The following is a 20,979-nucleotide window of genomic DNA, read 5'->3' as shown; positions in this document are numbered from 1 at the left end:
TTCTTGAGGAGATCTTACCTCGAAATCCTAAGGACGAATCATATTCTAATGTATTGTAATTTAGGGGAGTAGTATTTCTAATGACTTGTGTGTGAAGGAGTATAAGATTTCCCGGAAATTTTCCTTCGCGAGCCGGTCGAGGCCGGTCGTTGATGTCCATGGTCAATAAACCCGGGCGCAGCGTGCATTTTTATTATTGTATTTTTCTCAGAATCGGGTGGTGAACAATGTTGATGTTGTTCCTTGTTGCTAATTTTATTTTAGAGGGAGAAGAGCGTCTGATGAATTTCCTGATTACGTTTTCATCCTTCCTGATGGTAAGGAAAGTTTTATTCTGGCTGTTCGTTGTTCAAACAAATGAAATCAGAATCATTTATCCCTGATATTCTTGTATTCTTTTAACATTCAGCAATTGTATTCGTTTGTAAATAACTATTTACTTGACTTAGGTTAGTTCAGCAAGTATCTTTGGCACTTAACCTAAAAACCTGATCTTATGTTTTGGAACAACAATGATGATTTTGATGAGGCTTCTTTTGATGATGAAGTGAACGATGAAGCAAGGAGTGAAATTAAAAAAGAGCATGAACGCATTTACAGTTTGCCTGTCATGATTAAGGCGAATCAGATTTTTGATTTGGTGCATGCATTGGTAGAGACCTTTAAAGAAGAGGATGATCTCGTGGTGCATTACCGTGAAATAATGTTGTGTGATGCGGGAATTCTGGGCGCGAAAATCGCCGGTGCCGAGAGTGGTGATATCTATACCCTCCGCATGGAAAATGCTGTGCAGATAAAATTAGCTGCCAGAAATCTGCTCGTGCAAACGTCCGGTCTTCGGATGCTGGGTATTTCAGAACCGCATTATCTGCAGTTGCTGCGAGATGAAATTGAGGAGTTCAGATTGCTTTTCGTCGACTGGGTGAATTCGTTTGATAAAACAAAAGATATACCCGACGACTGGGGACTGTTTTACGATCACTGATGCCTAAAGATGCAGACTGCGTAGTTTCGGTGCCGCTTTTCAGGTGATGCTCATGACTTTGATCTACATTCACGGGTTAAATTATAAGTTAAATGAATTCAGCCGATGTTTTCCTGTTTTACTTCAAAGCGCAAACCCCTTTCGGACTTACTAGCTATAGCGAAGTAGTCTCCGATTCCGTGCTTGCCTTCCGTAGCCTGGGTGATGGCTTAGCCTGCAGACCGAAGCTTACTCCGTCGCTAAAGCTTTGGAGCATTTATACTCCGTCGCTAAAGCTTTGGAGCACACAGTTAGCGTAGGAGAGTTAAAAGCAATTGTATTAGAGGAAAGGATTCAATATTTAAACGCCGCGACCGCAGCGGGATCGCCGCGACCGCAGCGTTTCAATGAGAAAATTTATCCTTACCTACGTGCAGAAGCCTTTGCGAAGTCATCACATGCCTATCTGGAGTTTTAGCGTAGGTGGGTTAAAAGCCATAAACAATTTGTCACTGTCAATCTAAATCCATCAGTAAATTGACATTGAAAACACCGCACTAAAGTTTCAAGTTAGGAAAGATATACCCGATGACTGGGGTCTGTTTTATGATCACTGATGTTTAGAGATGCAGACTGCGTAGTTTAGGGGCCGCCTTCCAGGTGATGCCAACAACAGCCAATGTCATACATCCCCCGAAAACGACGGAGTTGACGAGTCCGAGGAAGCGCGCAGCAAAACCGGATTCAAAAGCACCTATTTCATTGGAGGAACCAACAAAAATACTGTTGACCGCCGATACTCTTCCCCGCATTTCGTCGGGTGTGTAGCTTTGCAATATCGTAGATCGGATGACCACACTTACATTGTCGAACATACCGCTTGCAAATAATAGCGCTAACGATAAAAAATAATTTTCGGATAAGGCAAATCCGATCATGCAAAGTCCGAATCCTCCTACACACCAGAGCATGAGTTTGCCCGCTCCTTTGGAAGGGGGACGATAAGCCATCACTGCAGCCATAAGTACAGCACCCGCCGCCGGAGCGGATCGTAAAAATCCAAGTCCTTCCGGTCCGGTATGCAACACCTGATCCGCAAAGGCAGGTAATAACGCTACCGCACCTCCGAAAAGTACGGCAAAGAGATCAAGACTTACAGCAGAAAGTAATATCTGCTGACCGAAGAAAAATTTTATACCCTTACTTAAAGATTCCCGGATGGATTCCTCACGGTTGGCTGCCGGCATGGGTCTGTTTTTGATGAAAAAATAGCAGACCAATACAACGATCATCAGCCCGCAAACGATAATACTCGTTACTCCCGGTCCCAGCCACGCATAACACAAGCCGCCAATAGCAGGGCCACTCACCGCTCCCACCTGCCAGAGACTGCTGTTCCACACGGAAGCATTGATGTATTTTTCTTTCGGTAATAATTGTCCCCAAAACGACGACTGCGCGGGATTATAAAACCCCCGGGCTAAACCGATGAAGAAAATAACGAGATAAGCCGGCCAGGTTTCCATTTGTAAACTATCTTCAAAAGCATACACCACCAAACCGGCAGAAGCCACCAGCATCAGGAAAGTAGAGGCTAACATCAGCTTTCGCCGGTTATACCGATCTGCCAGAAATCCCCCCGGAAGTGCCAGAGATAATGCCGGAATAGCTTCCGTGAGTCCGATTAACCCGAGCGCAAAAGGGTCCTTGGTGATTTTATAGATCATCCAGCTGGCAACGATAGCCTGAATCTGAAGTGCTACCGTCAGTAGAAATTTTCCAAGGAGGAATAAACGAAAACCGCTGTATTTCAGAGCAGCATATGGATCATGCCCGTTTTGCATCAGGACAAAGCTAAACTAATTATAAGTAAACCTCCCTGATCGTCAGGTTCTCTTTATACTTTTTTATCTTTGGAAAATAATGGCTATTCAAAATAACTTTTCAGATAAGAAGGAACTGCAAATCTTTGTGGTTGAGGATGATTTATGGTATGGTGAATTATTGGTGCATCATATCACACTTAATCCGGATAATAAAGTCAAAAAATTTGAAAGTGCCGCACAGTTGTTGGAAGCATTAAGCAGTTCGACACCCGATGTGATTACCCTGGATTATTCCCTTCCCGATATGAAAGGGGATGAATTGCTAAAAAAGGTACGCTCCATTTCCGCTGATATTTCTGTAATCGTTATTTCGGGACAGGAAGATATTGCCACTGCGTTGAATTTGTTACGCGAAGGTGCCTATGATTATTTTGTTAAAAACGATCAGACGCGGGAGCGGGTATGGAATGCTATTAATAAAATCAGAGAGAGTGTTGCACTAAAGCAGGAAGTTCAGCATTTAAGAGAGCAGATCGGTCATCAGTATGAGATTCAACATCTTCTCATTGGTAATTGCGAGGTGATGCAGAAAGTGTATGCCTTGATTGTAAGAGCGGCAGCCACCACCATCAATGTCTCCATCACCGGAGAAACAGGTACAGGAAAGGAATTGGCAGCGAAGGCGATTCATTTCAATTCTCAGCGTTCGAGGAAACCATTTGTGGCTGTTAACATGTCTTCGATTCCCCGTGAACTGATCGAAAGTGAACTTTTTGGGCATGAGAAAGGGGCGTTTACCGGCGCTGTTTCATCACGGATGGGAAAGTTTGAAGAAGCCAATGGCGGCACACTCTTTTTAGATGAAATTGCCGACCTTGATGTCAGTTTGCAGGTAAAGCTTCTGCGTGTTTTGCAGGAACGCGAAGTGGTCAGAGTGGGAGGAAATGCGGTGATACCGGTTGATGTAAGGATAATTGTAGCCACGCATAAAATTTTGAGTGATGAAGTACAGGCGGGAAAATTTCGCGAGGATCTTTTTTATCGCTTACTGGGACTTCCTATACTGATGCCTCCGCTGCGAGACCGGGGCAATGATATACTCTTATTGGGAAAGCATTTTCTGGATGCATTTTGTTCCTCTAATAAATTATCGAAACGCCAGTTTAGTACGGCAGCAAAGGAGAAATTACTGGCTTATCGTTATCCTGGTAATGTGAGGGAATTGAAAGCAGTCATCGAGTTGGCCGCCGTAATGACCGATACAGATGTGATTTCCGCAGAGGATATTTCATTCACCGCAGCCAGAACACCTGTCGATTTGCTCGATCAGGATCTCAGCCTCGATGAATACACCCATAAAATAATTCGTCATTACCTGGAGCGTTTTGATCACAATGTGATTGAAGTGGCAAAACGATTGCAAGTGGGGAAATCTACAATATACCGCTTACTGAAAGAAGGAAAATTATAATTTTAAAAAGAGGTTGTATTATGCCACTTACGAATAAAGATACATTTTTTGAAAAAGTGCTGGAGCATATGCAGAGTGATGTCGCCATTCTGGATCCGGAGGGCAGATATGTTTACGTAAATCCCTATGCTGTTGCTGATCCTGTCATCAGAGCCTGGATTGTGGGTAAAACAGATCTCGAGTATTGTATGTTTCGTGGAATTGATGTGGAAGTAGCCCATCAGCGTCGGGATAGATTTAAGCAGGTATCGGAATCCCGTAAGTCGATAGAATGGGAAGAACGAATGACCGACAAGGAAGGAGTGACCCGTATTTTTCTGCGGAGATTGTTCCCCGTTTTTTCAGAAGATGGACAGCGCATCGCTTGTATGATAGGTAACGGTATTGAAATTACTGAGAGAAGAAAAGCCAGAGAAGAACTGGAAGCAAACAAACGCTTTACGGAAGCCGTTTTAAACAATAGTCCGCATTTGATTTTTGTGAAGGATAAAAGTGGAAGATTTCTGCTTGCGAATAAGGCCGTCGCGGAACTTTTTAATATTCCTAAAGACGGTATCAGAATGAAAAATAATTACGACTTGCATTCCAATTCAGCGGAGGTAGACGGTTATTCAAAAAATGACCTGCAGGTATTTGAAAAGGGCCATATGCTGCGCATCGAAGAACCCTTTACAAAAAGCAATGGGGAGCGCTTGTGGTTTGATACAGTAAAAGTTCCATTGATAGAAGCGGATGGTACAGTGAATTTATTGGGCATCTCAACGGATGTGACGGAACGGAAAGTGAAGGAAGATCTGTTGCGCATCAGTGAACAGCAGTTGGCGGAAGCTCAGAAGTTGACCAAGTCCGGAAACTGGATTCGACACCTGAAAGATGATAAAGTGGAATGGTCAGTGGGGATGTATCTGATTTGGGAAAGAAGTGAAGCAGCCGGACCTCCATCGTTAGATGAAGTAATGAATACCATCTCCGAAGAAGACGGCCTGATGATCTATGATAAAGTCGCTGAAATTATTGAACAGGTCAAAGAAGGAGATTTTAATTATAAGTTACAGCTGCCATCCGGTGAAAAGATAGTCCGTACGATAGCAAAGCCGGTATTGGATGATTCAGGAAAAGTTGTTGCCGTTTTTGGTTCTGTGATTGATATCACGGAACAAGTGCGTTCAGAGCAAAATTTGCAACTGAACGAAAAAAGACTGAACGAAGCGCAGTTGTTGGGCAAGATGGGTGATTATGAGCTGGATGTTGTTAAAAATACCATTCGATACTCACGGGCATGCTATGCAATTTACGAGTGGGACCCTGCTGTTCCGGTCACCGATCCAACGGAGTTTAGTAAAATGCTTCATCCGGATGATCAGCAGACCTTGCAGGAACTTTGGAAGGAGTTGTCTTCCCGCAGAGCCGATTTTATTTGGGAAACCAGAATAATTACGGGTTCCGGTAAGGTTAAATTTCTTCGTATCGTAAATAGCCCCGTTTTTAATGATGCCGGTGATATCGTGACGGTGTTCGGTACCATTACGGATATCACGGATCAGAAAATGTCTGAAGAGTTATTCCGCTATAATGAACAGCGTTTGAACGAAGCGCAGAAAATGGCGAAAACAGGAAGCTTTTCTATGAACTTGAGTACAGGAGAAATAACATGGTCGAAGGGAATGTACCTGATCTGGGAATTGGAGGAGACGTTGAAGCCGGATATCGATATTTTCTATAAGTACCTTCACCCGGAAGATATTGATCGTATTAGAAGTGTTGAAGCCGGAATAACTATCAATTCGTTACCATGGACATTACAGTATCGTATTGTAACGCCAACCGGAAAAGTGAAGTATATAGAAGTGGTTTCAAAGATTTCTGATGATCCTGCTCCGGCTGTTAAAGTGTTGGTGGGGTCTTGTATTGATGTTACAGAAAGAATGCTCAATGAGCAACGGTTACGCCTTAACGAACAACGGCTTTTTGAAGCACAGGAATTATCGCATTCAGGAAGCTGGGAGGTCACCATTTTACCGGAGTTTAGTTCGGTATGGTCACCGGGCATGTATAAAATGTGGGATATAGATCCGGAGGATGCCATACCACAGTCAGAAGAATTTTATAATTGTGTGTCGGTTGAAGATAGAGCGCTCGTCAGAAGTGCCTTTGGAAAATTAGTAAGTAGCGGAGACTCGATTCAGGTGCAGTATAAAGTGAAAACCCGTCTCAATAATGAAAAGGTGTTTTTTACAAATGGAAAAGCAATTAAAGATACGCTCGGTCGTGTAGAGAAAATTTATGGAACAAATACCGATATTACGATAAGTAAAGCGACAGAAGAGAAATTACGTCGAAGTGAACAAAGTCTCCTGCAAGCTCAAAAAATTGCCAAGCTGGGTTCCTGGCATTTTGATATGCGTAATCATCAAATGGTATGGACCGAAGGGATGTATCATATCTGGGAACGCGATTTGAATTTGCCTTCTCCTGATTTAGCCGAGATAAGAAGTACGATTCATCCGGATGATATTGAACAGTTCGAGGAGGCGATGATGATGACAAAGACTACGATCGAGGAAGAGATTCTGGAGTTTCGGATTATGTTGCCTCAGGGAAATTTAAAGCATGTGGAAGGGCGGGGAAGAGTGATGAGGGATGAGAAAGGTGTTCCATTTATGCTATTTGGTACCGTGATCGATATCAATGAGCGTAAGGTGGTAGAAGAAGAGCTGATCAGAGCAAGAGTACAGGCAGAGGAATCCTCAAAAGCAAAGGAGTATTTTCTTGCGAATATCAGCCATGAGTTGCGCACTCCCCTGAATGGAATTTTGGGAATGTCACGTCTCCTTCAAAAATCAGTACTCAGCACCACACAAAGGGAATATATGGATGTCTTGCATCAAACTGCCGAGAACCTCCTGGTGATAATTAATGATGTACTGGATTTTGCAAAGATTGACGCAGGTAAGCTTTCGCTCGAAGAAATTATTTTTGATCCCGCTCGTGTCGCTGATACCGCAATCAATCTCCAGCTTTTTAAAGCAGAAGAAAAAGATATTTCACTTCGGCATTTGCATGAAGGATCAGCCCCTCTTCCATTAGTTATGGGTGACCCGTATCGTCTCAATCAGATTCTGTTGAACTTACTCAATAATGCGATTAAATTTACCAATAGTGGCGAAGTAGTGCTTACGCATAAGGTGATGGAGGAAAGCGAGCACCATATTAAGATTCTCTTTTCGGTGAAAGATACCGGTATAGGAATACCTGTTCATCTTCAATCTCAGATTTTTGAGAGTTTTACACAAGCCGATCCATTCAATATGCAACAGGGTGGAGTGGGTCTGGGTCTTACCATTTCGAAAAGTCTCGTTGAACGTCAGGGTGGAAATATTTGGGTGGAAAGTGAACCCGATGTCGGTAGTAATTTTCAGTTTTACATCACCTATAAAAAAGCAGATGGGAAATCCTTGTCCGTTACTGAAAAGCAACTGGAGGTAATTAATTTGGGAACATTACACCTGCTGTTGGCAGAAGATAATAAAGTGAATCTTTTTATTACCGAAGCCATGTTACGGGATTGGGGCTTTAAAGTAGATATTGCCATGAATGGAGAAGAAGCTGTTGAGCTGGCACGCAACAATAATTATGATCTTATCCTGATGGATATTCAGATGCCGGTGAAGAATGGGCTGGAAGCTACAAGAGAAATCCGCCTTTTTAAAGATCAGAGAAAGGCCGGTATTCCTATCATTGCCATTACCGCCAATACCGGAAAGCAGGCACATCGCCAGTTTCTCACTGAAGGAATGAATGATTGGGTCATCAAGCCTTTTAAGGAGGAAACATTGTATAAGCGGATTGCCCGGCATATCAGAGGGAAAGACCGACTCTCTGATACCATGAGGAAACGAAAATTCCCCACCCGGAAAAAGCCGGTGTATGGGGTACAGCCACTTTACGATCTCTCCATGCTGAAGAAGGATTCGCCGGAGAATAAAGCGTTTATTTTGCGGATGCTCACCATTTTTATAGAATCAATACCCGCTATCGTCGATAAAATGCTTGTGCATTTCGAAAATGCGGAGATGGACGCCGTGAGTACATTAGCGCATAAAATAAAACCTACATTGGACAGCGCAGGTATTGTGTCACTTAAAGAAGCGATCAGAAATATAGAGGGTTATAGAGATAAAAGGAGAACGAAAGATCAAATGGAAACGGATCTTAAATTGCTGAAAGAAATTATTGATAAAGTAGCCATTTTGTTTAAATATGAAATAGAAAACCTGAGCACCGATGCAAAAAACTGATTGTTTTGGGAGTCGCCTGATAAGTTTAACGTATTTCTAACTGTTGTGCCTGTCCGAAAATAATCAGAATTGTAAAAGGATTTATTGGTCGTTTTTTTCCTGCAACAGGGCGTGTATGACACGTGTGATTTTTTCTGTGTTTTCTTCCCAGGTGAATCTGCTTTTAACAAATTGATAGGCAGATTCAGCAATATTCCTGTAGAAGTCTTTGTCATTGAGCAGCTGTTGAATGTACCTGCAGTATTCTTCCGGCGTATTGGCTACCAAGACCTGTTTATTGTGCTCTGCTCCCAATGCATTGTTGGCCATAGCGGAGATGACGCAGGGGATTTTCATCGCCATCGCCTGTAAAATTTTATTTTGTAAGCCGATGCTGATGACCATTGGGGCTACGAGGATGCGTGATGACGAATAAACCGTTCGGATGTCATCTACCCAACCCGTAACGGTGATGCCTCCTCCGTTCAAATCTTTTATTTTTGTACCGGATCGGCTCCTGCAATATGCAAGGTGATGTTTTTATCGATGGTTCTAAGCAAGGGAAATATTTCATTTGCAGTATAAAGAGCACTGGCAATATTTGGAGGATAGGACATATGTCCGTTAAAGAGTAAATCGTATGTTTTTTCAGCAGCTGTCGGAGCGAAATATTCGAAATCAACGCCATTTGGAATGATATCAATCCGTTCCCGCTCCTGGTGTGGAATATGTGCCCTGTCTTGTTCGGAAATGATGATATGGTATTGAAAGCGATCAAAGATTTCCTCTTCATATTTCAAAAGACGCTTTTCTTCTATCCTTGAAGGAATTTTCAACCACCATGAACTGGTGGATTGCATGCGTTCCATCCCTTTTGAAAACGCATCCATATAGTCCAGCACTTTCGGCTCTATGTTTAGGCGTTTGGCATATTCACTCATTCGGAGGAGGTGACAGAAGACCACATCCGGTTGATATTCTTTTACAAATTCATTCAAGGATTGCTGTGCTGCATCTGAATAAAAGTAAGCGGATTGAAAAGGAATGTGATGACGCAAGAGCATCGAACGAAGCGATTGAAATTTGCTGATCACAACGGTTTTAATGGCTATACAATAAGGGGAAACTTCCTTCACCCACGAAGCCCGGGGTGTTTCTTCGTTTATCGCAAAGAGGCAGATGTCAAAATGGTTGCTCAGGTGGCGAATCAAATGAAATGCTCTGAGTTTATCACCCTTTTCCAACGGATAGGGAAATCGCGAGGTAAGGAAGAGCAGCCGGGGTCGTTTCAATGGAGAAGGAGTAGACGCAAAGGTAATGGGTTCGCCCCGGAATGAAAATTTAGTTGTTGTTTTTCTTTAACTCGCCGCTACCGATGATTTCACTTTCAATAGCAGGTTGTCCGCTGTATTTAATATTTCCACTTCCGGTCAACTTGACGGAGAGTTTGGACGTCGCATGAATATCCGCATCTCCCGAACCGTTTATCTGAATTTGGTATTTTTCTACTTCTAATTCCTCTGCTTTAATTTTTCCGGAACCGTTAATTTCCGCAGCATGCATCTCTGCATTTCCTTTCAAAAAGACATCGCCGGAACCATTGATGTTCGTGACGATTTTCCTGGAGTTAATATGGGCATGTATCTCCCCGGAACCATTGATGTCCAGATTGAGTTTTTCAATTTTGAATGGATTAATGATGAAAATATCTCCAGATCCGTTTATAGTTAATGCCTCCTGTGCCGGACATGTCATGACGATCTCAATGGGCTTGGTCGCCTTAAGCCTTCTGGAAGAACTGATGACAAGTGTCTCTCCTTCGTTTTTTGTTTCTATGTATTCCTGAAGATTGGGCTGCGCTACCACAACAACAGAAGTGGTATCGGCGATAATAACGGTAACCCTCGCAGTCAGATTGAGTTCGATTTTTTGAAAGCCTTCCACTTCCCGCGATTGCTTTACCAAATCCCCTTCTCCGCTAACAGAAGGCATGCATGCAGAAACAAAAAATATTAAAAGAAGGATGACAAAGTGTTGAAGATGGTTTTTCATGATCATTTTATTGAGCTAAGGTAATAATTCTTGTTTGATTGAGTGCCCGTTTTATCTTTGTCGATCTTATCATAGAAAGCAAAGCAATGGAGATTAATGGTTTTAAGTTCAAGACGCGTATTCAGTTACGGTTTAAAGATACGGATCAGATGGGGCATGTCAATAATGCCAACCACCTGATTTATTTCGAGTTAGCAAGGGTAGCTTATTTCAATGAGGTCATTGCAGAGAAAATAGAGTGGAATAAAGAGGGTATTATTCTGGCACGTATCGAAGTGGATTATAAAAGTCCTGTTTTATTGGAAGATGAAGTATGGGTGCATATCCGCCTGAGCAAAATTGGAAGAACAAGCTTCGATATGGAATATAAAATTGTTAGAATTAACGGAAATGTTGAGGTGATTGCCGCAGAAGGGAAATCCGTTCAGGTTTGTTTTAACTATGAATTGAACAAACCCATTCCTGTTCCTGAAAGCTGGAAGGTGAAAGCATTAAATTTTGAACCGGCATTCCATTCGCAGTAAAATTCAAAAACTCATAGTGGTGTAGCATACTTCCTTGTAAATATTTTTCGAAATCGTAAATCATTGGAGCTGTCTTGTTCTTCAAGGAAGAAAATTGAATATTTATTCTCCTGATACCATTTTAATTCTTCTTCATCTATGTAATGTCTGAAAATAATATTGTCTTTAACACGGTCCTTCCCCCGAACCAATATTTCTGAATACCACCATCCTGAAATGATGACCGATTTTGAAGTCAATTCGTCGGCTTTATCCAATACCGATATCACATATTCTCTCCGCAGAATTTGTTTGCTTCTGTCGGCAGTGACAAGCCCTGACAAGGGATCAAATGCAACTTTTTGTCCGCTGACAGCGAAGGTGACGGCAAGCGGACTCGCCTTACTGCCCCGGTGTGCATCAGCCAGATTCACTCCGAAGAAAAAACAAGAAAGGAACAACGATGTTGTCAGTACCATTAATTGTCGCCGCTGAAGAAATAAAGTGAAGAGGAGTACAATAACCGGAACTGCCGGAATCATAAACGCAGCTTTCAAGGGAACCTGAATAAAGGCGATCGTATATAAAAGGACAGTAATAAAACAAAAGAGAAGTAGTGCTTTTGAAATGTCCTTTTCATGAAACATCACTTCCTCCGGTTTTTTCTTTTTTAGCAGAAGGTGTACAATGAAATAACAACCGGTCAGAAGCGCTGGCAGACCCCAAACAGCCAGACTCCCTTTGTAGAAGTTTTTAGCGAAACCGGGTATTGGAAAATGTTCGTAGTAAGTAAAAAAACCGGTTCCATATTTTTGAAAAACCGGTGCATAGAAAAGGACAGTGCCTGCGAGAACTGAACCGATGAAGCGCGTTAAAAATTTTATTTTTTGATCCGAAGGAAGAATATTTACAATCAAAAAGGTAAAGGGAATCAACATGGCTCCGGAGGTAATTCTGCATCCTATAGCCATAGCCAGCAGAAATCCGGCTAATACTGCCTTCTTTTTACTAATAAAATATCCGCTCATAAGAATAAAGGCCATTGCCCAGGTGTAATCCATGGCGTTAGTGCTGTTAATGTAAATGATAGGGGTAAAGGCAAGTGCACCACCACTCCAGTAAGCATTTTTTATGTCGAATTGTTGTAGCATAGCCACAAACGATAGTATGCCAAGCGTGCTGATCATCAGCGTCAGCAAATTAAAAAAGACGGCATCATATGAATAAATAGCAGCGTATATTAATTCCTGTAAAGGATGACCGGGTAATCGCGATACTTCATAAATACCGGTACTGCCAATTCTTTCTGCAACAATAGCCAATGCCCATGCATCTTCTTCCGACCCATATCCGTTAAATAAAAAGGGAATTCTGGAACATATTACCGCTAATGAAAAAAAGAAAAAGTTGCGGTACTTCTCTTTGTTCATGTGGATTGTTTAATCAACGACATTGCACGTTGAAAGGTGGCGTCCTTTTCATGGAGAATCGGATACATGCCTTCGTTTTTCCATACCTGCCTTGCAATAGCCGCTTTTAGTTGTGTCTTTAGAAAGGGCAATGACCTGTTCAGTTCTTTCTCATTCAGAGGTACACCGCGCTCAGAGGCATAGGAAGTGAAAGTTCGAATGATCTCAGTATTTATTTCAAAAAGTTTTTTGTAAGATGCGGCATCATATTTTTTCAGTTCACTGCGATGCTGATCCACATAATCATAAGCAAACTGATTGACACTTCCGCTCGCGAAAAGGCTGTTGAGATAAGCCGTCTCGTAGGAAGTATCAATAGGTACAAATACATCGGGCATGATACCTCCTCCACCGTATACTGTGCGGCCCGCAGGCGTTTTGAATTTTAACGAATCCGCAAATTGAATGCTGTCCTTGCTGAGTAGTTCGCCATGTTTGAAACGGCTGTATAATTCCTCTTCATATTCCGCAACTCCTTTTTCATAGGGCTTTTGGATACTCCGTCCGGTAGGCGTGTAATATCTGGCGATTGTTAAACGAATTGCAGAACCATCCGATAATTCAGTCTGCTCCTGAACAAGGCCTTTACCGAAGGAACGTCGTCCGAGGATTGTTCCGCGATCCCAATCCTGAATGGCACCGGCCACAATTTCGGAGGCAGAAGCTGATCCTTCATCAATAAGTACCATCAATCGTCCTTCTTCAAAAATGCCATCACGTTTAGTATAGTAGCTGGTGCGCGGTCTCGCTTTGCCTTTTGTATACACGATTAATTTTTTACCGCCAATCAGCTCATCACTGATATTAGTAGCTGCATCGAGAAAGCCTCCCGGATTCCCTCTCATGTCTAAAATGAGATTGCGCAAACCCTGTTGCTTCAGATCCGACATGGCAGCCATGAATTCATCATAAGTAGTAGCACTAAAACGACTGATCTTAATGAAGCCCGTGCTCTCATCTGCCATATAGGAGATGTCCAGACTGTTGATTGGAATTTTTCCTCTTATAATTTTGAAATCAATCAAGGCTTTTTGTCCTCTTCGGTATACCGATACTGTTACAGGCGTACCCCCTTTTCCCCGAAGTGTTTTTAAGACTTGTTCATTGGTAATGCCGTTACCGGCCACCTGCTTGCCATTCACTTTCACGATACGGTCTCCGGCCATTAATCCCACGCGTTCACTGGGACCACCCGATATGGCAGAAACCACCATGATCGAATCTTGCTGAATGTGAAATTCAATACCTATGCCTTCAAAATTTCCTTCCAGGGGTTCATTGGCAGATTGCAGGTCCTCGGCAGGAATATAAGCAGAGTGCGGATCGAGTTGCTCGAGCAATTTTTCGATGGATTGATCAACCAGTGTTTTTCGGTTGATCGTATCGACATACTCTTGCTGGATATAATCCAAAATAGTGTTGATTTTATTATCCGCAGAAACTTTGGGAGTAGGAGCGAGACTGCTGCCCAAATAGATGCCGGATGCCAGTACTATGCCCAGTACTAATGGGAGGAGCAGCAGACGTCTGGAGGAGGGTTGGTTCATTTGTTTTTATTTGCAGGTAACGGGAAATGGCTTACATCAACACCAAAACGTTGCAGAAAGTCGACTCCTTCCTCAATATCGATGCCTTTATATGCCGCATAACTATCTCTGTATAGGACTTTTTTTATGCCTGTTGTATAGATGATTCTGGCGCAGGGAAGACATGGCGCGAGTGTTACATAGAGCGTGGCGTCTTCCAGCGTGATTTGATTTTTTGCTGCGTACAGGATGGCATTTGCTTCGGCATGCAAGGCCAATGAACATCCGCCTTTACGATCACGGGCGCATCCGGTCTCCGGCCATTCTTCGTCGCAGTTATGTGTTCCTGCCGGTGGACCATTATATCCAAGAGAGACAATTCGTGTGTCCTTAGAGATAACAGCCCCGACCTTCATCTTTACACAATGTGATTTTTTAGCGAGATTGGTTGCTAACTCCATATACAATTCATCAAAGCCGGTTTTACTCATGGTCCAAAGATAGTATGCTTAACTGAGATTATAATTGTTACCGGTTTATTTGAATGGTAATCCGCTTATATTTTGACTGTTGTAAAAGAAGATTGGGATGATTTTCTGATACTGTATCCGGTTGTAAAACCGTTTCTCCAACATCCACCTTCTCTCCAGCCCGTCAACCCTTAAGTCTCAAGTATCGACTCTCCACCCTTGATCTTCTCAATATATAACTCGCTATTCTCAATACTAAACTCTGCCTTTTCAATAGTAAACTCTCCATTCTCAATACTCAACCCTCAATACTCAACCCTTAATACCCAACCCATAATTCTCAATTCAAAACCCTTAATTCTCAATTCTCAACTCTTAATTCTCAACTCTTAATTCTCAATTCTCAACTCTTAATTCTCAATTCTCAATTCTCAATTCTCAACTCTTAATTCTCAATTCTCAATTCTGAATTCTGAATTCTGAATTTTGAATTCTGAATTCATTCACTCTCGTTTCCCTGAATGGATTTTACAATCTCCCCCAGATATAATTTAATGCCTATAGCGAACACGGGCGAGTTCATCTTGGTTTCAATTTCCGGATTATTTACCAACATCAGCCGATAACCCAGGCCTGCTCCAACGCCAACCCAGCGGATGATTTTATATTGAGCACTTATGCCTGCTTGCGTCACGACAACACCACGTTTAAAAATCTTGCGCTCATCGTTTTCTCTGTCGAAATACTGGAAATAGCTTTTTCCGTACCCTGCCTGAAGCGGGATGCTGATAATCCAGGGGTCACTTCTGTAGAAAATATACTCCGCCATAACCGGGAAGTAGGTAAGAAAGAGTTGCGCTTTGACTGTATCATTGGAGGCATAGCTGAGCTCTTCACCACTTAGGATTTTTCGTTCGACAATATCAGACCGGATTTTATTGTAGCCGGCGCCGAAACGCCATGTCTGATTCCATTCAATACCTGCTCTGAAACCCCATACATCTGCACTCTTATTTCCAATAAACGAATAATAATTGTCAAAGACTAAGAAGGGATTCAATGCCTTTTTACTGTCTCCCTCCTGCGCGAAAGCCGGAAGACAGCAGAAGCAATAAAACAGGAGAAGTATCCTAAACAGCATAGGGCAAATGTAAAGAATGTGATACCATTTCAGTTGTTGTTGGAAAGAGAGAATAAGATTCCGTGTAGCAGCAGGTTTCCATCAACGAGTAAAAGAAACAGGAGGGAAGATGATTTTTTTTGCACAAATGCAATGGCAATAATCGTAGATAGTGTACTGATTGCTGATGCAGTAAAGATGGAAAGAGGTATGAATCCTGTTTGATGACTTTTTAATGTAAACGCCGTTCCGGCAATTAAAAGTATGCCCGAGATGATTTTCGTTGGAAGAATTCCGGCTTTGGCAGGGATAGTGATGATTCTTTTTTGTCCATCGGATGTAATATCTCTGATGTCAATGACCAAACTTAAAGCCATCACAAACAAAAAGCGGTTGAAAAACAGGAAAACTGAATCCGTTTCTTCCAATGAAATGGGTGATGTAGCAAACGCCCATGCCAGGGCAAGTACGATGTTTTTCAAAAGAAATACCGTTCTGGCTCCTCCAAAACGGATCTTTTTTGCTGAAAATCCGGTGTAATAAAAAAGACTCAGTAAACCTGCAAGACCATATTGAATCATATAGCCCGGAGGGATAAATAGGAAGAAGGGTAGTGTGATGCAAAGCAGGAATGAAATCAGAATCAGGAGGTTGATTTTCCTATGCTTGAATTTCCCTCTCGAAATATCCAGGAAAGGTGAAGGAAAAGAAATCGAGTAGGCGAGGAACGTCCCTGAAAAGAGCAAAAGCCCATGTAGGTATATGTCCGAAGTAGAGTGCAACTCATTTCCCTCCGGGAAGAACTTAAGTCCCATCAAAGTAGCTGCCATAGCCATAAGAACAGCATAGTAAATCGTAGTTCTTTCCTTTAATTTTTCATTCTTCATTAAAATAGAACAACTAATATGGAAGGTTCATTGTGAAAAACAGCAAAATTATTTGGGGGTATCCGGTACAATGTTGTTGTAAACCCTCAGGGAAAACAATTTGAGAGAATATTTTATTTATCACTTACACCGTAAATAATCCAGCCGGCCAACCCAACCCCCAGACTAATATAACCCCATTTCAGGCTTTTCTGAATTTTTGTATTTCTTGCTGATTTTTCATAGCCCAGTCTGAAAGCCTCTGATTCGGCAACTGCCGGTTCAATATTTTCCGGCAAATGCATTTTTCGGGGATTAAATCGACCAAGAACAACTCCATAAAGCATGGGTATGGGTAATGCATAAAAATACAATATACTCGAACCGGCGCCAATTATCGCGGATGAAACGGACGCTCCGGTACTGTTATAGTGTGTTTTGGCCACCTGTTCCCCTCTGATATAGAGGCGGACATCTTCCACTGAAAAGTCGAGAGAATCAATGGGTTTATAAAGCACTTCTTCGGTGCCATCCAGATTAGTAATTGAAAACACATCGTATCGGTCAACAGCTCGAGCACCACTTCGCTTGTCCCCTGCTTTTTTATACGTTACAAAAATATCTCCTACCGTATAATTTTCAGCTTCAATAACTTTCCCATTAATAAGTAGAATTTTATTTTGCGCGAAGCCGGACTCAATTACTGATAACAGAAATAATGCCGCCAGGAAGATAGATGCTTTCATAGCCATCAAAACTAATAAAAAGGTTGTTGAAACAGACTAAAAAAGTTTGATTGCCTCTAATTGTCTGACGAAATTCATTAACATCCACTCGTCAACAACTCTCCGAGTCTCCCCCCCAGCAAGAAGCGCCCCTCCCCCCCCCAAGTCTCGTCAGAATCAACTCCTCGAAGAAGAGGTGAGCATGACGAGACGCTCCTCCCCTCCCGTAGAAAAATTTAATAATATGATAATTAATACTATAACAAAACTCCTCATCCGTCAATAGAACCCTGCTCTTTTGTAACTTTGTGGACCATAAAAAATCGTATGTCAAATTACCAGTTTACCGACCGCCATATAGGCCCCGATGCAAAGGAAACGCAGGAAATGTTGTTAGCCATTGGCGTAGCTTCTATCGAGGAATTGATCTCAAAAACTATCCCGAAAGACATTCGCCTGAAGAAGGATAATAACACTCCTCCGGCACAAGATGAAGCGACCTATCTCAGAGAATTAAGGGCAGTCGCTGCAAAGAATAAAATTTTTCGTACATACATAGGGTTAGGTTATCACAATACCATCATTCCGGGTGTGATACAGCGTAATATACTGGAGAACCCGGGTTGGTATACCGCCTATACCCCTTACCAGGCAGAAATTGCACAGGGAAGATTAGAAGCCCTGCTTAATTTTCAAACGATGGTTGTTGATTTAACCGGTATGGAGCTGGCCAATGCTTCGTTGCTGGATGAATCAACTGCAGCTGCAGAGGGGATGAATATGCTGTTTCATACGCGAACAAAGGAACAGGAAAAAGCAGGTTGCACTAAATTTTTTATCTCGGAGGAAACCTTTCCTCAAACGATCGACGTGCTGCGGACACGTGCCACTCCCCTTGGAATTCAGTTAGTGACAGGTGATGTGGATACGTTTAAGTTCGGCGCAGATTTCTTTGGCGCTTTGTTGCAGTACCCCGGCAAAGAAGGAAACCTCAGAGATTACTCAGGTTTTACTTCGAAGTGTAAGGAGAAAGATATTCGTGTCGTGGTGGCGGCAGATATCATGTCATTGGTGCTGCTCACTCCTCCGGGAGAGTGGGGCGCAGATGTAGTCCAGCATTTTTTGCTACCAAAGAATCTTATAAGCGCGATCTCCCCGGTCGTATCATAGGTGTCAGTATAGATGCTTCCGGAAAACCGGCCTTGCGTATGGCTTTGCAAACACGTGAACAACATATTAAGCGTGATAAAGCCACCTCCAATATCTGCACCGCGCAAGTGTTGTTAGCGGTAATGGCTTCTATGTATGCCGTGTATCATGGTCCGCGTGGATTGAAGGCCATTGCGGGTACCATCCATCAGCGTGCGGTTGCATTGGCAGAGGGACTCAAAAAAATTGGTGTTAAAGTCATCCATGATCAGTATTTTGATGCCGTGGCGATTGACGCTAAGGGCAAGAGTGCAGCCATTCGAAAACTGGCTGAAGCGGCAGGAATGAATTTCCGTTATGAAAGCAATGGAAATATTGTCATCAACTTAGATGAAACAACCTTGAACGATGATATCAGTGAAATCATCTCCATCTTCGCCGATGCCAATAACTTCGACTACAAACGAAATGGTGTTGATTTATCAGTACAGGGCGTGATCAATGATAAGATGTCTCTGGCACGTAAATCAGATTTTCTGACGAATATCGTTTTTAATAAATACCGCAGTGAAACCGATATGCTGCGTTATATTAAGCATCTCGAGAATAAAGATCTTGCACTGAATCACTCTATGATTGCTCTCGGTTCCTGCACCATGAAACTGAATGCCACGAGTGAGATGATGCCATTAAGTTGGCCTTTGTGGAATAGCATTCATCCTTTTGTTCCTGTTGATCAGGCGCAAGGCTATGCACAGATCATTGAAGAGCTCGAAGCCTATCTTTGTGAAATCACCGGTTTTGATGCGGTCTCCTTACAACCTAATTCCGGTGCGCAGGGTGAGTACGCCGGATTAATGGCTATTCGTGGCTACCTCGAAGCAAAGGGCGAAGGTCATCGTAACGTTTGCTTAATTCCACAGAGTGCCCACGGTACTAATCCTGCCAGTGCCGTGATGGCCGGATGGAATATCATCGTTGTGAAATGTGATGAGAACGGAAATATAGATTTAACAGATCTCAGGACAAAGGCGGAGTTGCATAAAGCCAATCTGGCTGCAGCAATGGTGACCTATCCCAGTACGCATGGTGTTTACGAAGAAGGTATCCGTGAATTGACAAAAATAATTCATGATAACGGCGGTCAGGTCTATATGGATGGTGCCAACATGAATGCTCAGGTGGGATTGACGAGTCCGGGTATGATCGGAGCTGATGTTTGCCATCTCAACCTGCACAAGACGTTTGCCATCCCTCACGGAGGTGGCGGACCCGGCATGGGACCAATCGGAGTAGCAAAACACCTCGTCCCTTATCTCTCCAATCACCCTGTTATCAATGTCAATAAAGAGCGTACAGGCACCGCCGTTAGTGCAGCGCCATGGGGCAGTGCTTTGATATTGTTGATTTCTTATGGCTATATCCGCATGCTCGGCAATGATGGTATTCGTAAAGCCACTGAGTATGCCATCTTCAATGCCAACTATATGAAGGCAAGATTAGAAGGACATTATCCAATCCTTTACAAAGGGAAAAATGGATCAGTAGCCCATGAAATGATTCTCGATTGCCGGGCGTTCAAACAAAGTGCAGGTATCGAAGCCGGTGATATTGCCAAGCGCTTAATGGATTACGGCTTCCATGCACCAACAGTGGCATTTCCGGTTGCAGGCACCTTGATGGTTGAGCCTACAGAGAGTGAGTCGAAGGAAGAGCTGGATCGTTTTTGTGATGCAATGATTTCCATCCGTGAAGAAATTCGTGCACTCGAAATCGGTACTGCCGACAAACACAATAATCCGCTGATCAACGCACCACATACTGTAGCTGAACTCACCGCCGACGAGTGGAACTATCCCTATAGCCGGAAAGAAGCAGCATGGCCGGCACCATGGCTTGTTGCAAATAAATTCTGGCCATCCGTAAAACGTGTTGATAATGCGTATGGCGACCGCAACCTCGTTTGTTCCTGCCCCGATGTGAGCAGCTACGAAGAAGCGCCCCTGCATTCATAGTCTGAATACATTCACCTCTATCTTAATGCCCGGTCCCTCCAACGATCGGGCATTTTTTTAAAGTCACATTTTTCGACATGATACTGTTTTACAAAAGAACTCGGATCTCGTCACATTCTGCGCCGAGACAGGTAACACGGGTTTTTTAAGATTTTCGCGGAGGAATCTATTCGAAATTTAATGAATAGCCAATTTCAACAATTTAAGAATAAGACTACCTCACTATTCGTACATTCGTCAATTCGTCTATTCGTCTATTCGTATTTTTCTTTTTCCCGTCTGGGCAAATTCGTTTTTTCTTCTCTCCCCCCCCCCCCTCTCTCCCTTTTCCCCCCTTTTTCGATTCTCCCGCTTCTCCGTCCGTTCGTTCGCACTCTCACATTTTTTGTGTTCGCGCCCCCGTCCACCCGTTCTTTTGGTTTTCTCCCGGTTTCGTGATTCCGTCATTCCCAATTTTCCCGCGGTTCCGTGGTTCCGCCCTCCCTACATTCCAAATATTCGCGGATCCGTCAATTCGTATATTCGTACATTCGTAATATTCGCGGA

At 42.9% G+C, this 20,979-nt stretch carries 15 protein-coding genes and 1 pseudogene; 6 read left to right on the top strand and 10 right to left on the bottom strand.

Annotation, left to right across the window (positions count from 1 at the left end; translation table 11 throughout):
* Positions 1-496 precede the first annotated feature (496 nt).
* Entirely contained in the window at positions 497-985 is a 489-nt protein-coding gene (locus IPJ86_02625) for a hypothetical protein (GenBank protein ID MBK7886220.1), read from the top strand.
* Between the two features lie 92 nt (positions 986-1,077).
* Positions 1,078-1,284, top strand: a complete 207-nt coding sequence (locus IPJ86_02620) for a hypothetical protein (GenBank protein MBK7886219.1) — start codon at positions 1,078-1,080, stop codon at positions 1,282-1,284.
* Positions 1,285-1,584: 300 nt separating this feature from the next.
* Here IPJ86_02620 and IPJ86_02615 read toward each other — a convergent pair whose 3' ends face one another.
* The gene (locus IPJ86_02615) at positions 1,585-2,808 is read right to left on the bottom strand and encodes an MFS transporter (GenBank protein MBK7886218.1); all 1,224 of its coding nucleotides are present in this window, start codon (positions 2,806-2,808) and stop codon (positions 1,585-1,587) included.
* Positions 2,809-2,887: 79 nt separating this feature from the next.
* Between IPJ86_02615 and IPJ86_02610 the strand changes: the two genes are divergently transcribed.
* Complete coding sequence (locus IPJ86_02610) at positions 2,888-4,261, top strand: sigma-54-dependent Fis family transcriptional regulator (protein ID MBK7886217.1); 1,374 nt, start codon at positions 2,888-2,890, stop codon at positions 4,259-4,261.
* A 20-nt stretch (positions 4,262-4,281) separates the two neighbouring features.
* On the top strand, positions 4,282-8,559 hold the full coding sequence (locus IPJ86_02605; protein ID MBK7886216.1) for a PAS domain-containing protein: 4,278 nt from the start codon (positions 4,282-4,284) through the stop codon (positions 8,557-8,559).
* A gap of 81 nt (positions 8,560-8,640) precedes the next feature.
* Here the strand turns inward: IPJ86_02605 and IPJ86_02600 are convergent, their stop codons facing one another.
* The 3 genes from IPJ86_02600 to IPJ86_02590 are packed head-to-tail and all read right to left on the bottom strand — an operon-like array spanning position 8,641 to position 10,590.
* Entirely contained in the window at positions 8,641-9,027 is a 387-nt protein-coding gene (locus IPJ86_02600) for a glycosyltransferase (GenBank protein MBK7886215.1), read from the bottom strand.
* A gap of 5 nt (positions 9,028-9,032) precedes the next feature.
* The gene (locus tag IPJ86_02595; protein MBK7886214.1) at positions 9,033-9,830 is read right to left on the bottom strand and encodes a glycosyltransferase; all 798 of its coding nucleotides are present in this window, start codon (positions 9,828-9,830) and stop codon (positions 9,033-9,035) included.
* A 49-nt stretch (positions 9,831-9,879) separates the two neighbouring features.
* Complete coding sequence (locus tag IPJ86_02590) at positions 9,880-10,590, bottom strand: DUF2807 domain-containing protein (protein ID MBK7886213.1); 711 nt, start codon at positions 10,588-10,590, stop codon at positions 9,880-9,882.
* 86 nt (positions 10,591-10,676) lie between these two features.
* Here IPJ86_02590 and IPJ86_02585 point away from each other — a divergent pair, with 86 nt between their 5' ends.
* Positions 10,677-11,114 carry an acyl-CoA thioesterase gene (locus IPJ86_02585; protein MBK7886212.1) on the top strand — a complete coding sequence of 146 codons (438 nt, stop codon included), beginning with the start codon at positions 10,677-10,679 and terminating at the stop codon, positions 11,112-11,114.
* Between the two features lie 11 nt (positions 11,115-11,125).
* Here IPJ86_02585 and IPJ86_02580 read toward each other — a convergent pair whose 3' ends face one another.
* From IPJ86_02580 to IPJ86_02555, 6 genes are all read right to left on the bottom strand, one after another.
* Positions 11,126-12,523, bottom strand: a complete 1,398-nt coding sequence (locus IPJ86_02580; GenBank protein MBK7886211.1) for a hypothetical protein — start codon at positions 12,521-12,523, stop codon at positions 11,126-11,128.
* Positions 12,520-14,109 carry a S41 family peptidase gene (locus IPJ86_02575; GenBank protein ID MBK7886210.1) on the bottom strand — a complete coding sequence of 530 codons (1,590 nt, stop codon included), beginning with the start codon at positions 14,107-14,109 and terminating at the stop codon, positions 12,520-12,522. The genes IPJ86_02580 and IPJ86_02575 overlap by 4 nt, the downstream gene beginning before the upstream one ends.
* The gene (locus tag IPJ86_02570; GenBank protein MBK7886209.1) at positions 14,106-14,579 is read right to left on the bottom strand and encodes a dCMP deaminase family protein; all 474 of its coding nucleotides are present in this window, start codon (positions 14,577-14,579) and stop codon (positions 14,106-14,108) included. Before IPJ86_02570 ends, IPJ86_02575 begins: the two co-directional genes overlap by 4 nt.
* Before the next feature lie 478 nt (positions 14,580-15,057).
* Complete coding sequence (locus IPJ86_02565; GenBank protein ID MBK7886208.1) at positions 15,058-15,699, bottom strand: outer membrane beta-barrel protein; 642 nt, start codon at positions 15,697-15,699, stop codon at positions 15,058-15,060.
* Between the two features lie 29 nt (positions 15,700-15,728).
* Complete coding sequence (locus IPJ86_02560; protein MBK7886207.1) at positions 15,729-16,565, bottom strand: UbiA prenyltransferase family protein; 837 nt, start codon at positions 16,563-16,565, stop codon at positions 15,729-15,731.
* Between the two features lie 113 nt (positions 16,566-16,678).
* Positions 16,679-17,290: a hypothetical protein gene (locus tag IPJ86_02555; protein ID MBK7886206.1), complete on the bottom strand. Its 612-nt coding sequence runs from the start codon at positions 17,288-17,290 to the stop codon at positions 16,679-16,681.
* 306 nt (positions 17,291-17,596) lie between these two features.
* On the opposite strand from IPJ86_02555, the pseudogene gcvP reads away from it, so the two are divergent.
* Positions 17,597-20,433: pseudogene (gcvP, locus tag IPJ86_02550) on the top strand (aminomethyl-transferring glycine dehydrogenase).
* Positions 20,434-20,979: the final 546 nt, after the last annotated feature.

This window comes from Bacteroidota bacterium (assembly GCA_016713925.1).
In the GTDB taxonomy this organism is placed as follows: Bacteria; Bacteroidota; Bacteroidia; order AKYH767-A; family OLB10; genus JAJTFW01.
The sequence above is the reverse complement of the archived record's forward strand: the minus strand, read 5'-3'. Positions and strand labels throughout refer to the sequence as shown.

Bases quoted from the DNA above. Each gene is read 5' to 3' on its own strand.
- IPJ86_02605 (MBK7886216.1), top strand. From the start codon at position 4,282: ATGCCACTTACGAATAAAGATACATTTTTTGAAAAAGTGCTGGAGCAT.
- IPJ86_02555 (MBK7886206.1), bottom strand. From the start codon at position 17,290: ATGAAAGCATCTATCTTCCTGGCGGCATTATTTCTGTTATCAGTAATT.
- IPJ86_02615 (MBK7886218.1), bottom strand. From the start codon at position 2,808: ATGCAAAACGGGCATGATCCATATGCTGCTCTGAAATACAGCGGTTTT.
- IPJ86_02590 (MBK7886213.1), bottom strand. From the start codon at position 10,590: ATGAAAAACCATCTTCAACACTTTGTCATCCTTCTTTTAATATTTTTT.
- IPJ86_02560 (MBK7886207.1), bottom strand. From the start codon at position 16,565: ATGAAGAATGAAAAATTAAAGGAAAGAACTACGATTTACTATGCTGTT.
- IPJ86_02575 (MBK7886210.1), bottom strand. From the start codon at position 14,109: ATGAACCAACCCTCCTCCAGACGTCTGCTGCTCCTCCCATTAGTACTG.
- IPJ86_02585 (MBK7886212.1), top strand. From the start codon at position 10,677: ATGGAGATTAATGGTTTTAAGTTCAAGACGCGTATTCAGTTACGGTTT.
- IPJ86_02570 (MBK7886209.1), bottom strand. From the start codon at position 14,579: ATGAGTAAAACCGGCTTTGATGAATTGTATATGGAGTTAGCAACCAAT.
- IPJ86_02580 (MBK7886211.1), bottom strand. From the start codon at position 12,523: ATGAACAAAGAGAAGTACCGCAACTTTTTCTTTTTTTCATTAGCGGTA.
- IPJ86_02625 (MBK7886220.1), top strand. From the start codon at position 497: ATGTTTTGGAACAACAATGATGATTTTGATGAGGCTTCTTTTGATGAT.
- IPJ86_02620 (MBK7886219.1), top strand. From the start codon at position 1,078: ATGAATTCAGCCGATGTTTTCCTGTTTTACTTCAAAGCGCAAACCCCT.
- IPJ86_02565 (MBK7886208.1), bottom strand. From the start codon at position 15,699: ATGCTGTTTAGGATACTTCTCCTGTTTTATTGCTTCTGCTGTCTTCCG.
- IPJ86_02610 (MBK7886217.1), top strand. From the start codon at position 2,888: ATGGCTATTCAAAATAACTTTTCAGATAAGAAGGAACTGCAAATCTTT.